At 32.7% G+C, this 21,317-nt stretch carries 14 protein-coding genes; 6 read left to right on the top strand and 8 right to left on the bottom strand.

Annotation, left to right across the window (positions count from 1 at the left end):
- A complete protein-coding gene (gene radC, locus BOW55_RS07235) occupies positions 1-690 on the bottom strand; it encodes a DNA repair protein RadC (RefSeq protein ID WP_129023586.1) in 690 nt (229 codons plus the stop codon).
- Between the two features lie 246 nt (positions 691-936).
- Positions 937-2,292, bottom strand: a complete 1,356-nt coding sequence (murC, locus tag BOW55_RS07230; RefSeq protein WP_129023585.1) for a UDP-N-acetylmuramate--L-alanine ligase — start codon at positions 2,290-2,292, stop codon at positions 937-939.
- 215 nt (positions 2,293-2,507) lie between these two features.
- Here murC and BOW55_RS07225 point away from each other — a divergent pair, with 215 nt between their 5' ends.
- Positions 2,508-8,993: an MG2 domain-containing protein gene (locus BOW55_RS07225; RefSeq protein WP_129023584.1), complete on the top strand. Its 6,486-nt coding sequence runs from the start codon at positions 2,508-2,510 to the stop codon at positions 8,991-8,993.
- Positions 8,994-9,069: 76 nt separating this feature from the next.
- Here BOW55_RS07225 and BOW55_RS07220 read toward each other — a convergent pair whose 3' ends face one another.
- The 5 genes from BOW55_RS07220 to hpt all read right to left on the bottom strand — a co-directional run bounded on the left by BOW55_RS07220 (position 9,070) and on the right by hpt (position 15,258).
- Positions 9,070-11,214, bottom strand: a complete 2,145-nt coding sequence (locus BOW55_RS07220; protein ID WP_129023583.1) for a S46 family peptidase — start codon at positions 11,212-11,214, stop codon at positions 9,070-9,072.
- A gap of 175 nt (positions 11,215-11,389) precedes the next feature.
- The gene (gene obgE / locus BOW55_RS07215; protein ID WP_089055342.1) at positions 11,390-12,391 is read right to left on the bottom strand and encodes a GTPase ObgE; all 1,002 of its coding nucleotides are present in this window, start codon (positions 12,389-12,391) and stop codon (positions 11,390-11,392) included.
- 209 nt (positions 12,392-12,600) lie between these two features.
- Positions 12,601-13,875: a hemolysin family protein gene (locus tag BOW55_RS07210; RefSeq protein WP_089055343.1), complete on the bottom strand. Its 1,275-nt coding sequence runs from the start codon at positions 13,873-13,875 to the stop codon at positions 12,601-12,603.
- 205 nt (positions 13,876-14,080) lie between these two features.
- On the bottom strand, positions 14,081-14,653 hold the full coding sequence (locus BOW55_RS07205) for an adenylate kinase (RefSeq protein WP_089055344.1): 573 nt from the start codon (positions 14,651-14,653) through the stop codon (positions 14,081-14,083).
- 74 nt (positions 14,654-14,727) lie between these two features.
- Positions 14,728-15,258, bottom strand: a complete 531-nt coding sequence (gene hpt / locus BOW55_RS07200) for a hypoxanthine phosphoribosyltransferase (protein WP_089055345.1) — start codon at positions 15,256-15,258, stop codon at positions 14,728-14,730.
- 97 nt (positions 15,259-15,355) lie between these two features.
- On the opposite strand from hpt, the gene BOW55_RS07195 reads away from it, so the two are divergent.
- The 5 genes from BOW55_RS07195 (at position 15,356) to BOW55_RS07175 (ending at position 20,847) form a co-directional block, all read left to right on the top strand.
- Positions 15,356-15,907 (top strand): hypothetical protein, encoded by a 552-nt coding sequence (locus BOW55_RS07195; RefSeq protein WP_089055346.1) that lies wholly within the window; start codon positions 15,356-15,358, stop codon positions 15,905-15,907.
- A 257-nt stretch (positions 15,908-16,164) separates the two neighbouring features.
- Positions 16,165-17,319: a 5-(carboxyamino)imidazole ribonucleotide synthase gene (locus tag BOW55_RS07190; protein WP_129023582.1), complete on the top strand. Its 1,155-nt coding sequence runs from the start codon at positions 16,165-16,167 to the stop codon at positions 17,317-17,319.
- Between the two features lie 108 nt (positions 17,320-17,427).
- Positions 17,428-17,913, top strand: coding sequence for a 5-(carboxyamino)imidazole ribonucleotide mutase (gene purE, locus BOW55_RS07185; RefSeq protein ID WP_068843754.1), 486 nt, complete (start codon positions 17,428-17,430; stop codon positions 17,911-17,913).
- A 102-nt stretch (positions 17,914-18,015) separates the two neighbouring features.
- A complete protein-coding gene (locus BOW55_RS07180; protein ID WP_129023581.1) occupies positions 18,016-20,043 on the top strand; it encodes a M3 family metallopeptidase in 2,028 nt (675 codons plus the stop codon).
- A 144-nt stretch (positions 20,044-20,187) separates the two neighbouring features.
- A complete protein-coding gene (locus BOW55_RS07175; RefSeq protein WP_129023580.1) occupies positions 20,188-20,847 on the top strand; it encodes a vancomycin high temperature exclusion protein in 660 nt (219 codons plus the stop codon).
- A gap of 31 nt (positions 20,848-20,878) precedes the next feature.
- Here BOW55_RS07175 and BOW55_RS07170 read toward each other — a convergent pair whose 3' ends face one another.
- On the bottom strand, positions 20,879-21,229 hold the full coding sequence (locus BOW55_RS07170; protein WP_129023579.1) for a type II toxin-antitoxin system HicB family antitoxin: 351 nt from the start codon (positions 21,227-21,229) through the stop codon (positions 20,879-20,881).
- Between the last annotated feature and the right edge of the window lie 88 nt (positions 21,230-21,317).

Below are 21,317 nucleotides of genomic sequence, written 5' to 3'. Positions count from 1 at the left end.
TTAAAATATTCCTTCATCTACAAAACTATAATAATTTGTTTCAGTAATAATCAAATGGTCTAAAATTTTAACATCTAAAATCGCTCCAGCAGTTTTTATTCGTCGCGTTATATCTTTATCAGCATCACTTGGAATCAGATTACCCGAAGGATGATTATGACACAAAATCAAGCCGGTAGCTCTATTTTCTAATGCCAGTCTAAAAACCAATCGAGTATCGACAATCGTTCCAGAAATCCCGCCTTTACTTAATTGTGTTTTAGAAATTACTTTATTTGAATTATTCAGAAAAAGCACCCAAAACTCCTCGTGAGGTAATTCTCCAATAATAGGCCGCATAATTTCGAAAGCAATTTTGCTTGAGGTAATCTTTTTTAACTCAACAGTATCCTCTGCCCTGCGCCTGCGTCCCAACTCTAAAGCTGCAATAATAGTAATCGCTTTTGCCTCTCCAATACCTCGAAAGTTAATTAATTGAGAAATATCCAACTTTCCTAATGAATTAAGATTGTCAACACTCGCTAAAATACGTTTACTCAAAGCAACCGCTGATTCATTACGACTTCCAGAACCAATTAAAATGGCCAACAACTCAGCATCACTCAAAGCATCTTTTCCTTTCAGCATTAATTTTTCGCGCGGCTTATCATCATCTGACCAATCTTTAATAGGAAAATGATTTAATTTCATAAAAAAGCATTATTTATCATTAACTGAAAAACTAAATCAGCTTATTTTTCAGGAGGACGAATATATTAAAAAATAAGAAAAATCATTCATAAAAAATCATTCTATTTATTTATTCCTTATTTTTAGATCGCTATAAATTAATTTCAAAAAAAAAGCCGATTGTAAAACAATCGGCAAAATATCTCATTATCAAATTGACTAATTGACATATTATCTAATTACCAAATTATCTAATTACCAAATTCTCTAATTAATCAACCCTTTTACTTCATCAAAATTCAAACCTCCGTAATTTCCAGAGCTCATTAATAAAAGTGCTGAATTATCAAGGTTTAAGCTAAACAAATACTCTTTAAATTCAGCTGGACTAGTATAAATAATTAAATCTTTTCTATTAAACGAAGTTGCAATCTGCTCGTAAGTCACTTCTTCTAATTGCTTAATTTTCACCGCATCTGGGGAATAAAAAACAACAGCAACATCAGCATACTCAAGTGCTCCTTCATATTCTTTTAGGAACTCCGCATTAAGACTGCTGTAAGTATGCAATTCTAAACAAGCAACCAAAGTTCTATTTGGATATTGTTCTTTTACGGCTTTTGTCGTCGCAGCCACTTTACTTGGCGAATGCGCAAAATCTTTATAAGCCACTTTTCCTTTTCCTTCAGCAATTTTCTCTAAACGTTTAGAAGCGCCTTTAAAACTTGCAATTGCTTCGTAAAAATCAGCTTCGTCAACACCCATGTTTTGACAAATCCATTTTGCTCCAGCCAAATTATTTAAATTATGGGCTCCAAAAACTTCAATTGGCATATCGCCTTCAGGTGTTTTTAAAAGCGTTACACCATCTGCAACAGAATATTCTGGAGTATGGTAAGCCATTTTACGAATTGGGTTTGTCGCCGCTTCTGAAACTCTTTTTACTTCAGGATCATTTTCGTTATATACTAAAATCCCGCCATTGGTAATCTTCGAAATAAAAATCTCAAACTGTTCTACATAGTTTTCATATGTTGGAAAAACATTAATATGATCCCAGGCAATTCCAGAAATTAAAGCAATATTTGGCTGATATAAATGAAACTTCGGACGACGATCTATTGGAGAAGACAAATACTCATCTCCTTCTAAAACCATAAAATCATTCTCTTCCGTTAAATGAACCATAGTATCAAAACCTTCTAACTGTGCTCCTACCATATAATCTACCTCGATATTATGATAATGCATTACATGCAAAATCATCGAAGTAATTGTAGTTTTTCCGTGTGAACCGCCAATAACAACACGAGTTTTGTTTTTAGACTGCTCGTATAAAAACTCAGGATACGAATAAATTTTTAACCCTAATTCCTGCGCTTTCAACAATTCAGGGTTATCTGCTTTTGCATGCATTCCTAAAATGATGGCATCAATATCAGAAGTTATTTTCTCAGGAAACCAGCCCATTTCTGCAGGAAGAATTCCTTTCTTTTCTAATCTTGATTTTGAAGGTTCAAAAATAGCATCGTCACTTCCTGTAACCTGATATCCTTTATTATGTAATGCCAATGCAAGATTATGCATAGCGCTCCCGCCAATAGCGATGAAATGTGTTTTCATTTAAAATGTTTAATCGTTAAACTGTTTCATTGGTTAATCGAAATAGCAAGTAACTAATAAAACCTCAATTATTATTCTTCAAAAATAAGGAAATATAGATTGTATAATTTGGTTTTGAAGATAAATTGCTAATTTGTGCGAAAATTATCTTTAAATAATTTGAACCATTAACAGGCTTACCTAAAATTTGAACATTTATAGATTAAAACTCTTCCATGAAAAACATACTATTTGTATTCTTATTGATTTCCTCTATACTTTTTGGACAGCAAAATGACAAAAAATGGGATAAGGTTATTGCTCTTGAAAAAGAAGGCAAAGTAAAATCTGCTTATTCGATCGTTAACAAAATTTACAAAAAATCAGTTGCCGAAAAAGACGAAGTTCAAATGATAAAATGCTTTTTCTATCAATCTAAATTTTTACAGGTTGTTGACGAAAATGCGCAAACTAAAATTTTAAACAATCTAAAAACAGATATTAATCGAGTTTCAATACCATCAAAAGCTATTCTGAATTTGGTATATGCAAAATGTCTTAGTGATTTTTACAAAAAAGAACCCTACTATTCATACAATAGAACCGATACTACTTTTCAAGAAGACAATTTTAAAACTTGGACCGACGCCTTTCTTATCAGTCAAATTGTAAATTGTTATATGAATTCACTAGAAAATGAAGCCATTTTAAAAAGCACTCCACTTACAAATTATGAAACTATTTTTGATTATTCGACTATAAGTGATTTTAAAAATCAAACATTATATGTCTATGCTTTAACTGAAAATATAAATTATTTTTCAGCTAAAATTTATGAATGGGAAATTTCAAAGAGCGAATATTATACCTATAAAAAAGAATTATTAGGCAGTACAAGCGATTTTGTAAATCTAAATTTAGATTTTATAAAAAATACAAAACTGAAAAATGTATTAGCACTATATCAAAAACTAGAAAAAGCAAGTTCAACACTAGAAAATCAGTGGAATAGAATACAGTTTTGTAAAAAACACATGATTGCTTACGACAATAATTATCTCTCTTTTTTAAATAATTTTCAAAAAAACACTGACAATCAAAACTTAATTGAAAAAATCCAATTAGAAAAAGCCTTGTTTTATGCGCAGTTTGCTTCTAAAAAAAGCCACCCAGATTATAAAATTAAGGCTGTCGCTTTACTTGACAGTATTTTATCATCAAATATTCATTCGAATACATACAAACTTGCCTTGCAACAAAAAGCAGAAATACAAGCTAAGTATTTATTAGTTCAACTTCAAAAAAACAGCTACATAGGCGAAAACACAAGAACGCTTATTTATTACAACAATATCAATAAAGTAAAAATATCCTTTTACAAAATCAATCAAAATCAATTATCAGAATTAAAAAGTTTCCCTTATAACGTAGATATTCGTTCGCATAAAATACTCGAAAATAAAAAACCAGTTGTTACGCAAGATTATATTCTTCCTGAGAAAAAAGATTATTTTCAGTATTCAACAGAAGTACTTTTACCACCATTAGAAAAAGGCTCTTATGTCGCATTTATCGAAAGTGATTCTGACACAAAAACACAAAAAGCTTTCTCTGCCGATTTTATAAACATCACCAATATTACAGTTGCAGCCAAGAAAGGAGCTTCTAAGGACTTGTTACAAACTCTCGATAGAAAAACAGGAATGCCTCTAGAAAATGTAACGATAAAACTACCAACCCAAACTATTAAAACCGACAAAAATGGTTTAGCATTTGCAGACAAAACGGCACAAAATTATTATAACGATGATTATATACAATTTGCAACCTCAAACGATACGCTTTCAATTGAAAAAAGATCGTTAAACGATCTCTATGGTTCAAATAATAATCTAGAGGAAAAGCCCAAAGGAAATGTAAAACTATATTTAGACAGAGCTATCTATAGACCCGGACAAACGATTTATTTTAAAGGGATTGCTTTTCAAAAAGACAAAAACATAACTTCTGTTGTAAAAAACACGTTTTTTAAAATTGTAATTATTGATCCTAACTACAAAAAACTTAAAGAATTTGAAGTTACCAGCAATGAATTTGGTTCTTTTTCGGGTGAATTTCTTTTACCAAAAAATGGAAGAACTGGTAATTTCACCCTAAAAATTGCTTCTCCTAAAGACTATCAATACGGTTTTGAATATGATGTAAAAAAACAAGAACATGCATTTTGGAACAATGCCGATTTTGAATATTCGCAAACTGATTTTAAGGTTGAAGAATATAAACGACCTAAATTCGAAATTAAATTTAATCCTATAAAAGAAACTTTTCAAATTGAAAAAGAAGTCAAACTAACAGGCTTAGCAAAAGCATTTGCAGGTAGTTCTATTTCTAATGCAAAAGTTGAATACCAAATCAGCGCAAAGTCTTACGTTCTTAACCATGGCAGATATTATCATAGAAATGGAAGAATTGAACCCATTTCTGAAGGAAAAACACAAACAGATTCGTCAGGAAAATTTGAAATTAATTTTATTGCCAAAACTATTGAAGCTCTTTCTAAAGAAGATTTACCAATTTTAGAGTACATCATTAAAGCTACTGTAACCGATATTAATGGCGAAACTCAAACGGCTAAAACAACGATAAAAGTAGGTTATCATGAACTTGTCTTAAACGCTTCTGTACCTTACTATATAGTAACTAAAAATGAGAACAAAATTAAGATAACAAGTACCAATTTAAATGGCGAGTTTATTCCTGCCAAAGGACATCTTAAAATATATTTAACCACCCCATTTTCAAATAAATTCAAAGAAAGAATATTTCAACAACCAGAAATAGAAACGATCTCAAAAGAGGAATTTGAAAAATTATTTCCGTTTGAAAAAAAAGAAAATATAAAAACAGACGAACTTGGAACTTTAGTTTACAGCAGGGAATTCAATACAGAAAAGGACAAGGAAATCCCTTTAGACTTTATGTCCGAATATAAATCCGGAGATTATGTTGTTGTACTAGAAGCCTTCGATACTCTAAAAAACAAAATCGAATGCAAGTCCAAATTCTCACTTTTTCAAAGTAAAGACAAACTTAATTCTTCGATACTGATTACTGCGCAGCAAATCAATACAGATGCCAAAAAGGATGGTTTCGCAATTGTAAAACTAACCTCGGCAATACCAAATCTCTTTATTAATATCTACGGCAGTTATCATAATATCTCTTATTATGAAGATAATATCAATTTACAGAACAATCAATACACCATTAAAGTTCCCATAAAAAATCATTTTGAAAATGCAATGAACATAAGTTTCGAAAGTGTTTATGAGAATCAATTACACAGCGGTCAAATAGATATTCCCCTAAAAGCTGAGGAAAAAAAATTAGAGTTAGATATTGAAACATTTAGAAGTAAAATAGATCCAGGAAAAAATGAAAATTGGTCATTTAAATTAAGCGCTCTTAACACCTCAAATGAAGCTGAAATTTTAGCTTCGATGTACGACAGTTCCTTAGATCAATTTAGCGAACAGAAATGGACGCTTTTACAATTTTACCACTTAAACTACAGCAGCGGTACTTTTAAAAGTGACATCGCTTCTGGTATCACATCAAATATTTTACAAAATTTAAATCCAATTGAGACTAAAATTGAATTGAACAACGAAAGCAACCCCAAATTAATGTGGTTTGGTTTTAACTTTAATGACTCGTTTACAGCTTACCAGCAAAGAGAATATCAAAAAGAATTAAATAAAAAAGTAAAGAAACCATCTAATACTAAACTGGTTTTTGGAATAATTACTGACGCTGAAAATTCACCAATCCCAAAAGCATCGGTTCAAGTAAAAGGAACACAGCGAATTCAAATCTCAGATAATGATGGTTATTATGAAATAGAAACTGGATCAAATGAAGAACTAATCTTTAGCAGCCTTGGTTTCAAACAGCAATCGATCTTTCTTGAAGATAAAAAAAACATAAACATCAAACTTATTGAAGATACAAATCATTTAAATGAAATTGTAGAAATTGGATATGGCGCATTGCGATCAAAAAAAACATTACCTAATGAGACTCTTGTAGAAGAAGATAACAGCGTTTACAATTCTGCAGGAATTGATATCGCTTTAGAACTTGGAAAAACAAAAGATAACAAAATTAAAAACTATGCATTTGGAAATGCACCAGCGCCTCTATACATTCTTGATGGAGAAACGGTAACACAAAATGAAGTTCAAAATCTAGATTCAAATGATATTGTTGAAATTGAAATTGTAAAAGATAAAGATGTCAGAGCACAATACGGTGCCAAAGGTGCAAACGGGGTAATACTTATAACTACCAAGAAAGCTATTCAAGCTTTAAATCAAGTAAAAGCTAGAAAAAACCTATCTGAAACCGCATTCTTTCTGCCAAATCTAAAAACAGATTCTAAAGGAAAAGTAAGCTTCAATTTTACTTCACCCGAAGCTTTAACAGCTTGGAAACTTCGTTTATTGGCTCATAATAAAGAAGCAGTTTCTGCTTATTTGGAGAAAAATGTAATTACGCAAAAAGAGCTGATGATTCTGCCAAATTTCCCTCGCTTTTTTAGAGAAAATGATACTATTGTAATCAGCGCCAAAATTTCGAATGTTACTGCCGAAGCAAAAACAGGAATTGCCAGTTTACAATTTTTTGATGCCGTTACCATGACACCAATTGATGTTAAGATGAGCAATGCAAAAAACATCAAAAACTTCACTGCCGGCGCTTTTGGAAACACAACAGTAACTTGGAAAATTTCTATTCCTAAAAATCTGCAAGGTATTCAATATAAAATAGTAGCAAAATCAGGTCATTTTTCTGATGGAGAAGAAAACATTATTCCAGTTCTAACAAACAATATGCTTGTTACAGAAAGCATTCCTATTTGGGTACGTGAAAATTCCACAAAACAATACACGTTCGAGAACTTAAAAAACAATACTTCTTCAACTCTAAAAAATCATCAACTTACATTAGAATATACTTCTAACCCAACTTGGATTGCCATTCAATCATTACCGTATTTAATGGAGTATGAACACGAATGTTCTGAACAGACTTTTGCGCGTTTTTATGCCAATGCTTTAGCTTCAGAAATTATTTCAAACAATCCGAAGGTTGCAGCTGTTTTTGAAAATTGGAAAAAAAACGGAGCACCAATCTCTAAACTAGAAGAAAACGAAGAACTAAAATCAATACTTCTTGCCGAAACACCTTGGCTGAATGATGCTCAAACCGAAGATCAAAAGAAAAAAAATCTGGCTCTTTTATTTGATCTAGAAAAAATGAAAACTTCGCAAGAAGCTGTCTTCGAAAAATTAAAACAAAAACAAAAAGCTTCGGGAGGATTCTCATGGTTTGACGGAAGCGAAGAAAGCGAATATATTACCAGACATATCCTGGCTGGCTTGGGTCATTTATCAAAATTGACTAAAACCACTGATAGCAATAATAAAAAGGACCAAATTGCAAAAACAGGAATTCCTTTTCTAGATACTAAATTTATAGAAGATTATAAAAACAGAACCAAAGATTTAAAACTTTCGGAGAAAATAATTTGGGGCAGTCCCTATTCTAATCTTCATTATTTGTATACAAGAAGTTTTTATTTAGAAAAACATCCTCTTTCAGATACTTTAAAAAAGGCAGTCAAACTTTATCTGGAAACTGCTAAAAATAATTGGCTAAATTATTCTATTTACGAGAAAGGATTAGCTGCATTAACTTTGAATCGCTTTGACGAAAAAGAAACGGCTAAGAAAATCATAGAAAGTCTAAAAGAAACGGCATCTAGCAATGAAGATTCGGGAATGTATTGGATTGCTAACAAATCAGGCTGGTATTGGTACCAATCTCCAATAGAAACGCAGGCGTTATTAATTGAGGCTTTCTCCGAAGTGAATAACGACAAAAAATCTATCGACGCAATGAAAGTATGGCTGTTAAAAAATAAACAAACCAAAAACTGGCCAACAACTAAATCGACAACTGAAGCTGTTTATGCTTTATTAACACAAGGTACGGACTGGCTTTCTATAAAAGACAATACGATTATAAAATTAGGAGACGAAAAAATCGTAACTAAAAAACTGGCAGAAAATGAAAAAGAAGCCGAAACGGGTTATATCAAATTAAACTGGAAAGCCAAAGAAGTTAAAAAAGAAATGGCATCAATAAACATTCAAAACAAATCTAAAGTTCCTGGATTTGGAGGCGTTTATTGGCAGTACTTTGAAGATTTGGATAAAATTAAAAATAATTCAGGATCTGCTCTATCAGTTTCGAAAGAATTGTATTTAAAGAAAAACACATTAAAAGGAGATCAATTAGAAAAAATCACTTCAAAAAATGCTTTAAAAGTTGGCGACTTAGTTACCGTTCGATTAATCATTATTTCGAAAGAAGACACAGAATATATTCATTTAAAAGACATGCGCGCTTCTTGCTTTGAACCTATAAATGTACTTTCTAAATATCAATACAAAGATCGTTTAGGATATTACACAAGCACAAAAGATGCTGCAACACATTTTTTCTTTGATAGAATTGATAAAGGAACTTATGTTATAGAATATGATATTCGGGTAAATAATAGCGGCGAATTCTCCAACGGAATTACAACAATTCAAAGTATGTATGCTCCAGAGTTTGCAAGTCATACCAAAGGAATTCGAGTGAAAGTTCAGTAGAAGTTCTAAAAAAATAGGCATAAAAAAAACCGACAGATTAAAATCTATCGGGTTTACTTTTATGAATAAATTGAGATTATTTCACAATCGTCAATTCGTCAATAATGTTTTTAGCTCCAGCGTATTTATCGATAATCCAAAGTACATAACGAATATCAACATTGATAGTTCTTTGCAATTTAGGATCAAAAATAACATCTCCAGCCATAGCTTCAATGTTACCATCAAAAGCAATTCCAATTAATTCTCCTTTTCCGTTAATAACTGGAGAACCCGAGTTACCTCCTGTAATATCATTGTCAGTCAAAAAGTTTACCGGCATATAACCTGCTTTATCAGCATATTGCCCAAAATCTTTTTTCTTGTTTAACTCTAACAAACGAGCTGGTAAATCAAATTCTTGATCTCCTGCTTTATACTTTTTCACCATACTTTCCATTGTAGTATAGTTGTTTATTTTAGCATCGTTACGAGGATCTGCAGGTAAAGCACGAACTTTTCCGTAAGTCAATCTCAAAGTAGAGTTTGCATCAGGATATTGAATCGCATTTAATTTTGATTCTCTTAAACCTTCAACTAATTTGCGGAAAGCAATTGCAAAACCATCATCAGCCTTAGCTTGATCGTCAGTTTTAGCACGGTATTTTGTCAATAAATCATTAGAGATGATATACAAAGGATCATGTACAATTGCTAATGGTTTTGGATTAGCCATAAATGCTAATACTTTTTCTTTAGTTGTAAAATAACTGATTTCAGTCGCTTTAGCAACATCATTAGTAAAGTCTCCGTTATTTTCAGATTTCATTTTAGCTATTTGTGGAGCTAAACCATATTCAGCCGCTTTAGAAGAATATAAATTCAATTGAGCAGTCAATACATCTTTCTCTAATGGAGCATAAAATTCGCCATAGATATTATCAATCATTGCGTTTATCTTAGGAAGCATTTCTGCTTTTTTCGCATCATTTTCATTATAATATGCAATTAAAGCATTTCCTAAATTAGCTGGTCCAGTTGCATAACTTGATGTACGCAAAAGTTGTGTAAGATAATTATCATGAGTCGCTTTTAAATTCGTTTCTCTGTAATAATCATTGATAGTAGGAATTACATTCTCATACTTTTCTTTATTAGCAGGTTTAGTTGCCCACTCATAGAACTTATCTTCTTGTTCTGTTTTTGTTGCTACTGTTCCCGCTTTTGTTAAGGCATCAATCATACCTTGACGGTTTTTCCAATAGTTGGCAGTAGAAGCATATTTAGACGCGTATTGCAAACGAACTGTTGCATCTTTGTCCATATACTTTTTCATTACATCCATTCCCGTTTTAGCACCTTCAACCCATGCAGGATAAGCATACTTAATGTTTTGCTCGATTCCGCCAGCCGGCATCCAACGGTTTGTACGCCCAGGATAACCTAAAATCATAGCAAAATCATTCTCTTTTACGCCTTTAAGACTTACAGGTAAGTAATGTTTTGGCTGTAACGGCACATTGTCTTTAGAATATGCAGCAGGATTTCCGTTTTTATCAGCGTATACTCTAAACATAGAGAAATCTCCTGTTTGACGAGGCCATTCCCAGTTGTCTGTATCTCCACCAAATTTACCAACACTTTCTGGCGGCGTTCCAACTAAACGAACATCTGTATAATCTTGATAAACGAAATAGTAATATTCATTTCCTTGAAAGAAAGGACGAACAGAAACAGTGTATTTTCCGCCTTCATTATTTTCCTTTTCGATCAAAGCAATTTCTTGCTGAATGATTTTGTTTCTTTCAGCTTCAGTCATTTGATCATTTACTTTTGACAAAATCCTTTTTGAAACATCATCCATACGAACAAAGAAACGAACATACAATGATTTTGGTTTCAACTCAGCACTTCTTTGCTTTGCCCAAAATCCATTTTTTAAATGATTTTGTTCTGCAGTCGAAAGTTCTGCAATCGCACTATATCCACAGTGGTGATTAGTAAGTACCAAACCGCTGTTTGAAACGATTTCAGCTGTACAACCTCCATTAAATTGTACAATAGCATCTTTTAAACTATGGTGATTAATGCTGTAAATTTCTTCGGCTGTTAATTGCAAGCCCATTTTTTCCATATCTCTATGGTTCAATCTTTCGATAAACATCAAAAACCACATTCCCTCATCAGCTCTTACAGGAAAAGCCATTAGGCACATGGTCAAGAATAAAACTACTTTTTTCATGTTATTTTGTTTAAGTTCTGCGAATATAATTCATTTCGACAATTATTTCATCTTAAAGAATACCAAAATTAAACATGATATCAATTTTGCACTCATTTATTACGAATTTAACATTATAAAAACAAAAAGGCGCTCTATTTCTAGAACGCCTTTCTTACTTATTTAAAAATATAAATTACTCATTAAGCATTTTCCAAAGTTTATCCTTCAAATCAGTTAAACCTTGTTGCGCAACAGATGAAATAAACATATATGGAACATCTTTAAAAGACACGTCCAATTCTGCTTTTAATTCTGCTTTAAGCTCATCATCCAGCATATCACATTTTGAAATTACTAAAAGACGTTCTTTATCTAACATTTCAGGATTGTATTTTGTTAATTCATTTACCAAAATATCATATTCCGCTTTAATGTCTGGCGTATCAACTGGAACTAAAAACAACAATGTCGAATTACGCTCAATGTGACGCAGGAAATAATGTCCAAGACCTTTACCTTCTGCCGCACCTTCAATAATTCCAGGAATATCAGCAATTACAAAAGATTGAAAATCTCTGTAAGCCACAATTCCTAAATTCGGTTTTAAAGTTGTAAAAGGGTAATCGGCAATTTTTGGTTTAGCCGAAGTCAAAACAGACAACAATGTTGATTTTCCAGCATTAGGAAAACCAACTAAACCAACATCAGCCAAAACTTTAAGTTCTAGAATAACATCCATCTCAACACCTGGTAAACCCGGTTGAGCATATCTTGGCGTTTGATTAGTAGAACTTCTAAAATGCCAGTTTCCTAAACCTCCTTTTCCTCCTTTAGAAAGAATTCTTTTTTCTCCGTGTTCAGTAACTTCAAAAAGAGTTTCTCCAGTTTCTTTGTCTTTTACAACAGTCCCTAACGGCACCTCGATAAATTTATCTTCACCATCTGCTCCTGTACTGCGATCTCCTCCACCGTCTCCACCGTGTCCAGCTTTAATATGACGCGCAAACTTTAAATGAAAAAGTGTCCAAAGACCTTTATTCCCAACTAAATATACGTGTCCGCCACGGCCTCCATCACCACCGTCAGGACCTCCTTTTTCAATAAATTTCTCTCTATGTAAATGCGTAGATCCCTTTCCTCCCTTTCCGGAAGAAACATAAATCTTAACGTAATCTACAAAATTCCCTTCTGTCATTTTTTTGAATTTCAGATTTTAGATTTTAGATTTTAGATTTCACTAAACTCTATTTCTAAACTCTATTATTTTAAATACTTAGTCTCGCTTTTCAGTACAAATTACAGCCGTACATTGCCACTGAAAGCTATTTTTTTTTGTGTTTCAGACTTTCAGGTTTCAAGTTATGCGTTACACAACTTCAAACTTTAAACTTGAAACAATTTCCCTTACTCTTTAAGCGTTTTTACAAGCACTTTATCAATCTTTACTCCATCCATGTCGATAACTTCTAAGACAAATTTCTGCCAAATTAGTTTTTCTCCTTCTTTTGGAATATGAGAGAGTTCCGTCATAATCATCCCGCTTACCGTATTTACTTCGTAATCATTTGTTAACTCATCCAATTCAAAATAAGTTAAAAAATCATGCAATGAATAATGTCCGTCAACCAGCCATGAACCATCTTCTCTCTCTATAAGCTGAAACTCATCTTTATAAAACTCTGATGCATCACCAACTAAAGCTTCCAAAATATCATTTAAAGTAATCAATCCTTGAAAAACTCCGTATTCATCTGAAACTAAAGCATAGTGAACTCCCGTCTTTTTAAAATTTTCTAATGCTTTGTAAGCAGTAGTTTGCTCCATTAAATATGGTGCATCTGTCATTATAGCTCGCAAATCGAAATTATCCTTTTCAATATTAGCAAAAATATTTTTTAAAGTAACAACTCCAGCAATATCATCATAATTCTCATTATATACTGGATAAACGGCATGTAAATCCTGAACGACCAACTCTTTTACTTTGATTTTATCAGCATTCAAAGGTAGCATATCAACAGATTTTCGGTGTGTCATCAAAGAACTTACTTTTCTGTCTCCAATATGAAAAACACGCTCCACAATATCTTGTTCAATCTCCTGAACTTCTCCAACCTCAGTTCCTTCTTTTATAATTGCCTTAATTTCTTCTTCCGTAACTTTTCCGTCAGCTGTTGGTTTTATCTGTAAAACATTCAGTAAAAAATCAGTAGAAGTTGTTAAGAGCCAAATAAAAGGTGCCGTGATAATAGAAACTATTTTCATTGGCATCGCAACCATTTTTGCAATCGCCTCTGGATAATTCAATCCAATACGTTTTGGCAATAACTCACCCAAAACAAGAGAGAAAAAAGTCAAAACAACAACTACAATTCCAACTGCTATTGAATGTGCATAAGGTTTTAAAACTTCAAATCCGCTTACAAAAACTTCTACATCCATTGTGATTTTATCACCGCTGTAAATACCCGTCAAAATTCCAATTAAGGTAATTCCGATTTGTACAGTTGATAAAAACTTATTTGGAGAATTAGCCAGATCCAACGCAATTTTGGCACTATTGTTCCCTTTTTTCGCTGCCGTTTCCAGTCTGTTTTTTCTAGCCGAAATCAATGCAATTTCTGACATCGAGAAAACTCCGTTTAATAGTATTAGAAAAAATATTATTAGTATTTCCAATGTTTTGTAGATTCGTTACTTGTCTGGTTATTTAATTTTTATTGTAATCTTGGTATTCTTTTAGCCCGAAGCTAAAAAACTAATTTTTCCCGCCAGAAAACAGTTAACTCCCAAAGCGTCGGGAGAAGCTCGTTTTATGGAAAAGAAAAATAGTTTTTTTAGTGTCCCGATAACTATCGGGATAAATTCTCAGCTCAATCAGTTTCTACAAATTATCTATAACTGATGTTAAGCGCTCTGTAATTTCTTCAATAGTTCCAATACCATTTACAGCATGGAATTTATTTTGTTCTTTATAATAACCAATCAATGGAGCCGTTTTTTCATTGTACTCCTGATATCTTACACGAATTTTCTCTTCGTCCTGATCATCTGCTCTTCCGCTTGTTTTTCCTCTTTCTAGTAAACGTGCTACCAAAATCTCGTCATCAGCCTCTAAAGCAATTGTCGCTGTTACGCTAGAACCAATTGTTGGCAAAAATTTATCTAAAGCCTCAGCTTGATCAATTGTTCTTGGGTAACCGTCGAACAAAAATCCTGCTGTATTAGGATGTTTATTTACTTCATCTATTAACATTGCAGTAGTAACTTCGCAAGGAACCAATTCTCCATTGTCCATAAATACTCTTGCTTTTTTACCTAAGTCTGTATCATTTTTTAAATTAAAACGAAAAATATCTCCAGTCGAAAGATGTGTTAAATTGTATTTTTCTTTTAAAAATTCTGCCTGAGTTCCTTTTCCTGCTCCCGGCTTTCCAAATAAAACAATGTTAATCATAATACGTGTGAGTTGTGTGACTTCTTAATTTTCGAAGAAGTTTAAAATGAATATATAGTTGTGTGTCTTTAAAATTATTCTGCTAATTTGTATACTTCGCCAAGATTTCGTCCTAAACCATCATAGTCTAATCCGTAACCTACAATAAATTTATTCGGGATTCTGATTCCGATGTAATCTATTTTTATATCTTTTTTATAAGCTTCAGGCTTAAAAAACAAAGTTGCCACTTTAAAATGTTTTACATTTTGTGCTTTAAACAAATGTTTTAATTCTTCCAGAGTATTTCCGGTATCAATAATATCCTCAATAACAACAACACTTCTGCCAGTCAAATCCTGATTGATTCCGATTAATTCTTTAACCGAATTTGTTGTTTCAGTACCTTCATAAGAGGCCATTTTAATGAACGAAACCTCGCAAGGTTTTTTATATTTTTTCAAAAAATCGGCTACGACCATAAAAGCGCCATTCAAAACTCCAATAAAAATTGGAGTATCATCTCCAAAATCATCTTCTACCTGCGCAGCTAATTTAGTCAAAGCAAAATCAATTTCTTTAGCCGAAATAAACGGAACAAATTGTTTATCGTGAAGTTGTATCATTATTTTTAAATTTAAAATAATGGACAAAGATACAGATTTCGAATTTGAGAACCGAAAATTGAGCCTAAATTTGTATTTTTAAATCAAATTCAAAAAAATGCTTTCCGAACTGCAAGAAAAACTGGATTATGTTACGGCTCATAGAGAAAATCGCTTAAAGTGCGCTCAGTTCATTCTTGAAAGCCCTCAATTTTTTAACGAATTAGTTTCTATTTGTTTTACGCCCGAAGACAAAAACAATCACAAAGCCTGTTGGATCCTCGAATTTGTGTCTTACGAAGAGCTTCTTTGGCTTCAACCTCATCTTGATTTTTTCTGTTCAAATTTAAAAGTACTTAAAGATGAAAGTTCCATTCGGCCAATTGCAAAAGTGACACAACTTCTAGTAAAATCACATTATAAAAAAGATGAAAACAGCATTCTTATGTCCGAAGAAAATCTGCAGGATTGCATCGAAGCAAGTTTCGATTGGCTTATAAATGATGTAAAAGTGGCTGCAAAAGCATATTCAATACGAACTTTATATGTTTTGGGAAATCATTACGATTGGATTCATCCCGAACTTCAAATAATTTTAAACAAAGATTACGGAGATCATTCCGCAGCTTACAAAGCTGTCGCTCGAGAAGTTTTAAAAAAAATCGAATAGTTTTCTTAGCCACAGATTAAAAAGAGTAAATAGATTTTCCGTTTCTATCTTTTTGCCATGACCCGTGTGATAGCGACAGGCAAAGCCATTACATTAATTTCTGCGAATTTTTATTTAACTCAATTTCCAAATTAATTAGTGAAAATTCGTCTAATTCGTGGCGAAAAAAATCACTCTAATCTTTTTAATCTGTGGCAAAAAACTAAATTTTGGCTAAAAAAAGATTAAAAGGTATCTTTGCAAAAACACAACACAAAATGAATTATTTTTCTTCTGATTTTAAATTAGGAATCTTAGGTGGAGGACAATTAGGCAAAATGCTTTTGTTTGACACCAGAAAATTTGACATACAAACTTATGTTCTTGATCCAAGCGACGAAGCGCCGAGTAAAATTGCCTGCAACAAATTTTTTCAAGGTGATTTAATGGATTATGAAACGGTTTATAACTTTGGTAAACAAGTTGATGTTCTTACTTTTGAAATCGAATTAGTCAATCTTGAAGCATTGACACAATTAGAGAATGAAGGTTTAAAAATTTATCCTTCGCCAAAAACTCTAAAAGGAATTCAGAATAAAGGCGTTCAAAAAGAATTCTACGCTAAAAATAATATCCCAACCGCTCCTTTTGAAAGATTTGACAATTTAGACGAACTGAAATCTGCTGTCACATCGAGCGAAGTCGAGATGCCGTTTGTATGGAAATGTACTGAATTTGGTTATGACGGAAATGGCGTAAAAGTTATTCGTCAGGTTTCTGATTTAGATACTCTTCCAAATGTCGAATGTATTGCAGAAACTATGGTTCCGTTTAAAAATGAATTAGCGGTAATCGTGGTAAGAAATCCATCAGGAGAAATAAAAACATATCCGGTTGTAGAAATGGAATTTCATCCAGAAGCAAACCAAGTTGAATACGTAATCTGCCCAGCAAGAATTGATGATAAAGTGGCCGAAAAAGCAAGAGCAATTGCTTTGAATGTTTCTCAAAACTTCAATCACGTTGGACTTTTGGCTGTTGAAATGTTCCAAACTCAGGATGATGAGATTTTAGTAAACGAAGTGGCTCCTCGCCCGCACAATTCAGGACATTACTCTATCGAAGCAAGTTACACTTCACAATTCGAAAATCATTTACGCGCTATTTTAGATCTTCCGTTAGGAAACACAGACAGCAAAGTTGCCGGAATTATGGTAAATTTAGTTGGTGCCGAAGGTTTTTCTGGAAATGTAGTATATCAAAACATCGAAACCATTTTAGGATGGAATGGTGTTACTCCACATATTTACGGAAAAAAACAAACTCGCCCGTTCAGAAAAATGGGTCACGTGACTATTGTAAATGAAGATATGGCGGAAGCAAGACGAATTGCGCAAGAAGTTAAGAACACTATTAAGGTGATTAGTGAATAGTAATTAGTGATTAGTCGCAATTTTAAACTAAAAAAATAAACAATTTCCAGTCGCAGAGTTTTAGTCCCAGCAAAACTTGAAACTTGAAATAAAACAAACAATAAAGCAATGAGCAAAGTAGCTATTATAATGGGAAGCATCTCAGACATGCCAGTTATGCAGGATGCAATCGACATATTAAAACAATTTAATGTAGAAGTTGAAGTAGATATCGTTTCGGCACACAGAACGCCGGAAAAATTATTCGATTTCAGTAAAAATGCACATACTCGCGGAATTTCGGTAATTATTGCTGGTGCGGGCGGTGCAGCACATTTACCTGGAATGGTAGCTTCAATGTCTCCCCTTCCTGTAATTGGAGTTCCTGTAAAATCAAGCAATTCGATTGATGGATGGGATTCAGTTTTATCGATTCTTCAAATGCCAGGCGGTGTTCCTGTTGCAACTGTGGCGCTAAACGGAGCAAAAAATGCGGGAATCTTAGCAGCACAAATCATCGGAAGCCATGATAAAAAAGTCCTTGACACTATTATTTCTTATAAAGAAGAATTGAAAGCTGCGGTTAATAAAGCTGCGGAAGGTCTTAATAAATAAATTTAGTGATCAGTGGTCAGTTTTTTAGTATTCAGTAGTTGTCTTTATGAGAACTGAATACTAAAAAAACTGACCACTGACTACTTTTAAAAAACTCTACTTATGAGCGTCTTAACCCAATATTTCAATACCAAACATAATACTGCCCCTTTTTCGCAAATTAAAATCGAAGATTATGTTCCTGCATTCAACGAAGGAATTGCTTTGGCTAAAGCCGAAATTGACGCTATCGTAAACAATCCAGATGCGCCGACTTTTGAAAATACTGTTGTTGCTATGGACTTTTCGGGCGATGTTTTAGATCGTCTTTCTAGTATTTTTTTCAACTTAAATTCGGCTGAAACGAATGACGAAATGCAGAAAATTGCTCAGGAAGTTTCGCCTTTATTATCTGAATTTGGAAATGACATTACGCTAAACGCAGCTTTATTTGCCAAAATAAAAGCCGTTTACGATCAAAAAGAAAGTTTGAATCTAAACTCGGAGCAAACAACTCTTTTAGACAAAAAGTACAAAAGCTTCTCCAGAAACGGAGCCAATTTACCTGAAGACAAGAAAGATCAATTGAGAGAAATCGACAAAGAATTATCAAAATTGAGTTTACAGTTTGGCGAAAATGTTTTGGCAGAAACGAATGCTTTCGAACTGCATTTAACAGACGAAAAAGATTTATCTGGTTTACCGGAAGGAACAATCGAAGCGGCAAGATTATTAGCTAAAAATCAGGAAAAAGAAGGCTGGATTTTTACATTAGATCATCCAAGTTACGTTCCGTTTTTGACTTATGCTGATAATCGCGAATTACGTAAAAAAATGGCAATTGCTTTTGGCGCAAAAGCATTTCAAAATAACGAATTCGACAATCAGGAAAATGTTTTAAAAATTGCTAAACTGCGTTTTGAAAGAGCTAATTTATTAGGTTACAAAACGCATGCACATTTTGTTTTAGAAGAAAGAATGGCCGAAAGTCCAGAAAAAGTTTTTTCTTTCTTGAATGATTTATTAGCAAAAGCAAAACCGGCAGCTCAAAAAGAATTTGCTGAGTTAACTGCTTTCGCTAAACAATTAGACGGAATCGAACAACTTGAAAAATGGGACGGCGCCTATTATTCTGAAAAATTAAAACAACAGCTTTTTAATTTAGACGATGAAAAACTGAAACCTTATTTTCAATTAGAAAAAGTTTTAGACGGTGCATTTACAGTGGCCAAAAAATTATACGGTTTAACTTTTACCGAAGTTTTTGATATAGACAAATACCATGAAGAAGTTACTACTTACGAAGTTCACGATGCTGAAAACAATTTAGTTTCGATTTTTTATGCGGATTTCTTTCCAAGAAAGGGAAAAAGAAACGGCGCGTGGATGACTTCATTTAAATCACAATATGTAAAAGACGGCGTAAACGAAAGACCTCACATTTCGAACGTTTGCAACTTTACAAAACCAACTGAAACAAAACCTTCATTATTGACTTTTAATGAAGTGACTACTTTATTCCACGAATTCGGACACGGCTTACACGGAATGTTGGCAAACACAGTTTATCCAAGTTTATCTGGAACTTCTGTTTACTGGGATTTTGTAGAATTACCAAGTCAGATTATGGAAAACTGGTGTTACGAACCAGAAGCTTTGGCTTTGTTTGCTAATCATTATGAAACAGGAGAAATCATTCCGATTGAGTATGTACAGAAAATTAAAGAAAGTGCGAGTTTTCAGGAAGGTCTAGCAACATTGCGTCAGTTAAGTTTCGGATTATTAGATATGGCTTGGCACGGACAAGACCCAACTTCTATTACAAATTTAAAAGCTTTTGAAACAGAACAATTTGCCAATACACAATTATATCCAGATGTAAAAGAAAATGCGATGAGTACAGCTTTCTCTCATATTTTTCAGGGTGGATATTCTTCAGGATATTACAGCTACAAATGGGCAGAAGTTTTAGATGCTGATGCTTTTGAATACTTCCAAGAAAAAGGAATCTTCAATACAGAAGTAGCAAAGAAATTCAAAGATAATGTACTTTCAAAAGGAGGAACTGAACATCCTATGACTTTATATAAACGTTTTAGAGGACAAGAACCAAAACCTGAAGCTTTATTGAAGAGAGCAGGATTATTATAGAATTTTTAAGATACTAAGCTTCTAAGTTGCTAAGTTTCTCAGAAAATTAAATTTTGAAACCGAGGTAGGAATACTTCGGTTTTTTATTTGGTTTTACTTTAACTATCTTCGTATTTTTAAATCTTAATCTTACAAATACAAGCCGTGAAAAAATATTTTAAAATAGCGTTTTACCTTTTAATTATTGGACTGATTGCCATTGTATCGGTAAATTATTATGTGAAATCTTCAACTAAAAAGAACATTTATTATTCGATTAAAAGGTTTCCTAAAAATGATGTTGGAATTATTTTTGGAGCAGGAATTAATGGAAATCAACCGAGCAAATATTTAAAAGATCGCTTAGACGCAGGAATTATGCTTTGGAAAGCAAAACGTATTAATAAAATTTTACTTTCTGGAGACAATGGCCGTGATGAATATGACGAATTAACGGTTATGAAAAACTATTGTTTCAATCACGGAGTTGATACCACCAAAATATTTATTGATTATGCAGGTTTCGATACTTACTCAACAATGTATCGCGCTAAACACATTTTCAAAATCAAAAAAGCCACTTTAATTTCTCAGGAATATCATTTGAATCGTGCGATTTATATCGGTCAAAAACTGGGAATTAAATCAGTTGGATATTCTGCAAATAAAGGAGAATATTTGGGTTATAAATATGTGACTTTTAGAGAATATGGTTCGATTTTCAAATCCTTTTTTGATGTTTTCAGAAATAGAGAACCTCGTTTTCTAGGCAGAGAAATTAATATTAACGGAGAATCTAATTATTCTAAAGAAGATAAACGATAAAAAAATCCGAAACATTTCTGTTTCGGATTTTTTAATTTAAAATTTCTTCATGTTTGACAACATAAGACAAAGCTTCTTTTACAACTTCATTCAAGTTTAATCCTTTTTTAGTAGCTAAGAGTGCTATTTTTTGATGCAACTCCTGAGATACTCTAACATTAAAAGAACCTTTATACGTTTTATCAGGTACTTTATTCAATAGTTTACATGTCTCTAAGTAATCATTTACAGATTCTTTAAAAGATTCTTCCAATTCTGTAACTGAAGAACCTTCAAAAGTTACTAAATCATTTATACCGTGAATTTTTCCAAAGAATATTTTATCATCTGCAGAAAATTCTAATGTACCAATATAGCCGTTATATTCTAAATAGTTTTTCATTTTATAATTCCAAATGTTCAATAATAATATCAAGTTGATATCCCTTCAAAACTCTTTGCGGATGTGGTTCATGTAAACTTATAATCTG

This window comes from Flavobacterium sp. YO12 (assembly GCF_004119495.1).
Taxonomy (GTDB): Bacteria; Bacteroidota; Bacteroidia; order Flavobacteriales; family Flavobacteriaceae; genus Flavobacterium.
The sequence above is the reverse complement of the archived record's forward strand: the minus strand, read 5'-3'. Positions and strand labels throughout refer to the sequence as shown.